4 protein-coding genes are annotated in these 5,973 nt (G+C 73.0%); all 4 read left to right on the forward strand.

The genetic code is table 11. The features are described from left to right. Nucleotides 1-88 precede the first annotated feature (88 nt). Nucleotides 89-1,162: a nitronate monooxygenase gene (locus tag ACFU8Q_RS38160; protein WP_384463770.1), complete on the forward strand. Its 1,074-nt coding sequence runs from the start codon at nucleotides 89-91 to the stop codon at nucleotides 1,160-1,162. Then, nucleotides 1,159-1,905, forward strand: coding sequence for a 16S rRNA (uracil(1498)-N(3))-methyltransferase (locus ACFU8Q_RS38165; protein WP_384463773.1), 747 nt, complete (start codon nucleotides 1,159-1,161; stop codon nucleotides 1,903-1,905). Before ACFU8Q_RS38160 ends, ACFU8Q_RS38165 begins: the two co-directional genes overlap by 4 nt. Nucleotides 1,906-1,989: 84 nt before the next feature. After that, nucleotides 1,990-2,523: a hypothetical protein gene (locus tag ACFU8Q_RS38170; protein WP_384463776.1), complete on the forward strand. Its 534-nt coding sequence runs from the start codon at nucleotides 1,990-1,992 to the stop codon at nucleotides 2,521-2,523. A gap of 80 nt (nucleotides 2,524-2,603) precedes the next feature. After that, nucleotides 2,604-5,837: a S41 family peptidase gene (locus ACFU8Q_RS38175; protein ID WP_384463779.1), complete on the forward strand. Its 3,234-nt coding sequence runs from the start codon at nucleotides 2,604-2,606 to the stop codon at nucleotides 5,835-5,837. Nucleotides 5,838-5,973: the final 136 nt, after the last annotated feature.

Raw genomic sequence — 5,973 nt, forward strand, 5'->3', positions numbered from 1 at the left:
GCCGTCCGGCGTTCGGGGACAGATTTAAGGACAAAGAGGACCCGGGGCTGGGCACGCCGAGGTGTGCGGGACGTGACACGATGCGGTCATGTCATCCGTGTTGACCGATCTCTGCCGGTATCCGATCGTGCAGGCCCCGATGGCAGGGGGTGTCTCCTGTCCGCAGCTCGTCGCGGCCGTCGCCGAAGCGGGCGGTCTCGGCTTCCTCGCCGCCGGGTACAAGACGGCGGACGGCATGTACCACGAGATCAAGCAGCTGCGCGGGCTGACAGGTCAGCCCTTCGGCGTCAATCTCTTCATGCCGCAGCCCGCACTCGCCGATCCCAGCGCCGTCGAGGTGTACCGGCACCAACTCGCCGGTGAGGCCGCCTGGTACGAGACGCCGCTCGGTGATCCGGACTCCGGCGGCGACGACAACTACGACGCGAAACTCGCGATCCTCCTGGAGGACCCGGTCCCGGTCGTCTCGTTCACCTTCGGCTGTCCGACCCGGGACACCCTCGACGCGTTCGCCGGGGTCGGCACGTACACCGTCGTGACGGTCACCACGTCCGAGGAGGCCCAGGCCGCCCAGCGGGCGGGGGCCGACGCGGTCTGTGTCCAGGGCATAGAGGCGGGCGGCCACCAGTCCACCCATCGCGACGACCCGCAGACGGACGGCACCGGGATCGGAGTCCTCTCCCTGGTGGCCCAGGTCCGCGAGACCGTACAGGTGCCGATCATCGCCGCGGGCGGGCTGATGCGCGGCTCCCAGATCACGGCCGTGCTCGCCGCGGGCGCGGAGGCGGCGCAGCTCGGCACGGCGTTCCTCGTCTGTCCCGAGTCCGGGGCGAATGTGTTGCACAAGCAGGCACTGACCAACCCGCTGTTCGTACGGACCGCCCTGACCCGGGCCTTCTCCGGCCGGCCGGCCCGCGGCCTGGTCAACCGCTTCATGCGCGAGCACGGCCCGTACGCCCCCGCCGCCTACCCGCAGGTCCACTACCTGACCGCCGGTCTGCGCAGGGCGGCGGCCAAGGCCGGCGACGCCCAGGGCATGGCGCTGTGGGCGGGCCAGGGGCACCGGCTGGCCCGCGAGCTGCCCGCCGGCCGGCTGATCGAACTGCTCGTCGAGGAAATGGACGCCGCACGGACGGCCGTGAACACAGGGAGTACGCAGTGACCGCACCGGTCTTCGTCGTCGAACAGGTCCCGAACGGGCCCGAGTTCGTCCTGGAAGGATCCGAGGGGCGGCACGCCGTATCGGTCAAGCGGCTGCGCGCCGGTGAGGACGTTGTGCTGACGGACGGCCACGGCCGGTGGACGCAAGGGGTCGTCAGGGCCGCCGAGGGCAAGGACCGGCTCGTGGTCATGGACCTGGTGACGGTCCGCGAGGAGCCGTGGCCCACGCCCCGTATCACCGTCGTCCAGGCCCTGCCCAAGGGCGACCGCGGCGAGCTCGCCGTCGAGACGATGACGGAGACCGGTGTCGACGCGATCGTGCCCTGGCAGGCCTCGCGCTGCATCACGCAGTGGAAGGGCGACCGCGGCCTCAAGTCCCTCGCGAAATGGCGCAACACCGCCCGGGAGGCGGGCAAACAGTCGCGCCGGGTGCGATTCCCCGAGGTGGCGGACGCGCTGACGACCAAACAGATTGCCGCGCTGCTGGCCACGGCGGACTTCGCCGCCGTCCTGCACGAGGACCGGGAGCACGACAGCGAGCCGCTGGCCACCGTCCAACTCCCCACCCAGGGCGAGATCGTGCTGGTCGTCGGCCCCGAGGGCGGTGTGTCGCCGGACGAACTGGCGGTCTTCGCCGGGGCGGGCGCCCGCACCTGCCGGCTCGGAAGGTCCGTCCTGCGCACCTCGACGGCGGGCACGGCGGCGACGGCACTGCTGCTGGGGCGCACCGGCCGCTGGTCGTGAGCCCCCTCCCGCGCTCCGGCGCCAACTCCGTTATGGCCGCAAGCCGTCTACCGTTTAGTGGGGGAATGGTGGGAAGCTGCCCGTATGGGGACATCAAGGGCATGGGGTCGGAGAAGGACCCGTCGCTTTCTGGCCGCGTCCGCGCTCGCGGGCGCGGCGGCCGCCGGCGTGGTGGCCTGTGAGCCCGTGGGCGGACCGAACTCCGTATCCATCGCCGTGACCACCGACCAGGCCGCCACCAGCGCCCTGGAGCGCGACGGGGTCCATGTCCAGTGGCTCAACTGCACGGCCGATACCGGCGCGGGCCCGACCGGGGGCGCGTCGCCCGCCGCCTCCGCGGGCCGGATCGCGGACGTCGACTGCATCGGAAGAACCCGGGACGGCGAGGACATCACGGTCAACGGCAACGTGACCCAGGAGCTCGACGGGCGGTGCGTGCGGGGCGACCTGACCGCGAAGGCCGACGGGAAGGTCGTCTTCCGGGCAGATGCGCTGGGCAACTGCAACGCCGCACCGTCGACCGGTGTGGCGAACCCGCCGCTGGGCGGCGGCAGCGGCACCGCACGGCCGACGGTCACCGTGACGGTCACGATGACCGGATCGCCCCGGGGCAAATGAGTGTGGCAGGCACCGGACCACCCGGTGGACTCCGGCCAACTCGGTTCCGCGGAGCGCGCCCGCGGCCTAGGGTGATCGATGTGACGCAGCCTGCCTACCTCCGATACCCCCATGTCCAGGGCGATTTGATCGCCTTCACCGCCGAGGACGATGTCTGGCTGGCGCCGCTGGACGGCGGCCGAGCCTGGCGCGTCAGCGCCGACAACCGACCCGTCACCAACCCGCGGATATCGCCCGACGGAACCCGCGTCGCCTGGACATCCACCCGGGACGGGGCGCCCGAGGTGCATGTCGCACCGGTCGACGGCGGCCCCTCCGAACGGCTCACGTACTGGGGCGACGCGCGGACCTCCGTACGCGGCTGGACGCCCGAGGGCGACGTACTCGTCATCAGCACCCAGGGGCAGGCATCGCTGCGGCGGAGCTGGGCCAGGGCCGTCCCGGCCGACGGCGGGCCCGCGCGGACCCTGCCGTACGGACCGGTCGGCTCCCTCGCGTACGGGCCCGGCGGACGGGTCCTGCTGCTCTCGGCCACCATGGGGCGCGAGGCCGCCGCCTGGAAGCGCTACCGGGGCGGCACCGCGGGCAAGCTGTGGATCGCGTCGCAGGACGCCGCCGACGGCCCGGCGGAGTTCGTACGGCTCCACGAGGACCTCGACGGCAACATCGAATGCCCGATGTGGGTCGGTGACCGCGTGGCGTTCCTCTCCGACCACGAGGGCGTCGGCGCGCTCTACTCCTCGCTCCCCGACGGCTCGGACCTGCGCCGTCACTCCGAGACCGACGGCTTCTACGCCCGCCACGCGAGCACCGACGGCGCCCGCGTCTGCTACGCCTCGGCCGGTGAGCTCCGGCTGCTGGACGACCTCGAAGGCGCCGCGCCCCGCCGCCTCGACATCCTCCTCGGCGGCCAGCGCGCCGACCTCCAGCCCCACCCCGTGCACGCCGACAGCCACCTCGACGCCGCGTCCCCGGACCGCACGGGCCGCGGCAGCGCGGTCGGGACGCGCGGCGCCGTCCACTGGGTCACCCACCGCGAGGGCCCGGCCCGCGCGCTCGCCGTCGAACCAGGGGTGCGGGCGCGCATGCCCCACACCTTCCAGGCCGACGGCGACCAGCACGTCGTCTGGGTCACCGACGCCGAGGGCGACGACGCCCTGGAGTGCGCACCCGCCACCGGCACCGCGCCGGGCTCCGTACCGCGCCGCCTCGCCGCCGGCCGTATCGGCAGGGTCCTCGACCTCGCCGCGGCCCCGGACGGCAGCCGGTTCGCCGTCGCCGCGCACGACGGGCGGGTACTGATCGTCGAGCGGGAGAGCGGCGAGGTCCACGAGGTGGACCGCAGCGAACACGGCGACGCCTCCGGCCTCGTCTTCTCGCCCGACTCCTCCTGGCTCGCCTGGTCGCACCCCGGGCCCGAACCGCTCAGGCAGCTCAAGCTCGCCCACGTCGCCGACCTGTCGGTCGCCGAGGCCACCCCGTTGCGCTTCCGGGACTTCTCGCCGGCGTTCACCACCGACGGCAAGCACCTCGCGTTCCTCTCCGAACGGTCCTTCGACCCGATCTACGACGCCCACGTCTTCGACCTGGCGTTCATCGGCGCCTGCCGTCCGCATCTGCTGACGCTCGCCGCCACCACGCCCTCCCCGTTCGGACCGCAGCGCCACGGCCGCCCGACCGAGAAGGAGAAGAGCGGCGACGGCGAGGACAACCCGACCGCGCTGCCCGTCACCCGCATCGACCTCGAAGGGCTCGCCGACCGGATCGTGCCGCTGCCCGTCGAGGCCGCCAGCTACTCCACGCTGCGCGCCGCGAAGGACGGAATTCTGTGGCTGAACCACCCGGTGACCGGAGTGCTCGGCACGAGCGGCGCCACGCCGGACGCCCGCCGGCCCGAGACCGTCCTCGAACGGTACGACCTGGAGAAACTGCGCTGCGAGGAACTCGCCTCCGACGTCAGCGGGTTCGAGGTCAGCGGTGACGGCCGGCGGATCGTCCTGCGGACCCGGGGCAAGCTGCGCGTCGTACCGTCCGACAGCCGCGTCCCGGCCGGTGACGACGACCACGACGGCGGCAGCGACAGCAGCGTCACCGTCGACCTCTCCAGGATCCGCCGGACCCTCGAACCGGCCGCCGAGTGGCGGCAGATGTACGACGAGGCCGGGCGCATCATGCGGGACAACTTCTGGCGCCCCGACATGGGCGGCATCGACTGGGACGGCGTCCTGGACCGCTACCGTCCGGTGCTGGAGCGCGTCGCTACCCACGACGACCTGATGGACCTGCTGTGGGAGGTGCAGGGCGAGCTCGGCACCTCGCACGCCTATGTGACGCCGCCCGGCGGCTGGCGCGACGACTCAGCCCGGCAGGGTCTGCTCGGCGCGGACATCTCCCGTACGGACGAGGGGAGCTGGCGCATCGACCGCATCCTGCCGTCCGAGACCTCCGACCCGGCGGCCCGTTCGCCGCTCGCCGCACCCGGCGTGGCGGTGCGCGTCGGCGACACGATCCTCGCCGTCGACGGACACCCGGTCGACCCGGTGGCCGGGCCCGGACCGCTGCTCACCGGCTCAGCCGGGAAAGCGGTCGAGCTGACCGTCTCACCGGTGGACGGCGGCGACCCGCGCCATGTCGTCGTCGTACCGGTCGCGGACGAGGAGGCGCTGCGCTACCACGCGTGGGTCGCCGACCGGCGGGCCTACGTCCACGAGCACTCGGGCGGCCGTCTCGGCTACCTCCACGTCCCCGACATGGTCGGCTCCGGCTGGGCGCAGCTCCACCGCGATCTGCGGCTCGAAGTGGCCCGCGAGGGGCTGGTCGTGGACGTCCGGGAGAACCGCGGCGGCCACACCTCGCAGCTGATCGTGGAGAAGCTCGCCCGGCGCATCGTCGGCTGGGACCTGCCGCGCGGCATGCAGCCGTACAGCTACCCGGACGACGCGCCGCGTGGTCCCGTGGTCGCCGTCGCCAACGAGTTCTCCGGCTCGGACGGCGACATCGTGAACGCCGCGATCAAGGCGCTGCGCATCGGACCTGTGGTCGGTACGCGCACCTGGGGCGGCGTCATCGGCATCGACAGCCGCTACCGGCTCGTGGACGGGACGTTGGTCACCCAGCCCAAGTACGCGTTCTGGCTCGAGGGTTACGGCTGGGGCGTGGAGAACCACGGGGTCGATCCCGACGTCGAGGTCGTGATGGCGCCGCAGGACCATGCTGCGGGGCGCGATCCGCAGTTGGACGAGGCGATCCGGATCGCGCTCGCGGCGCTGGCGGAAACCCCGGCGAAGCGGGCACCGGAGCGGCCGGGGGCGTAAGAGGGCGTGCGGGTGGGGGTGCGCCTTGTGGCGGACTCGTTCCCCTGCCCGCCCCTTCCCGAACCGGGGCTCCGCCCCGGACCCCGCGCCTCGAACCCCGGCGAGGCTGGTTCTCCAGTCCCTCCTGGCCGGTGAG

Source organism: Streptomyces sp. NPDC057543 (assembly GCF_042801895.1).
Lineage (GTDB): Bacteria > Actinomycetota > Actinomycetes > Streptomycetales > Streptomycetaceae > Streptomyces.

What these genes read in the sequence shown, in the direction of transcription:
- ACFU8Q_RS38160 (WP_384463770.1), top strand. Translation starts at nt 89, where the DNA reads ATGTCATCCGTGTTGACCGATCTCTGCCGGTATCCGATCGTGCAGGCC.
- ACFU8Q_RS38170 (WP_384463776.1), top strand. Translation starts at nt 1,990, where the DNA reads ATGGGGACATCAAGGGCATGGGGTCGGAGAAGGACCCGTCGCTTTCTG.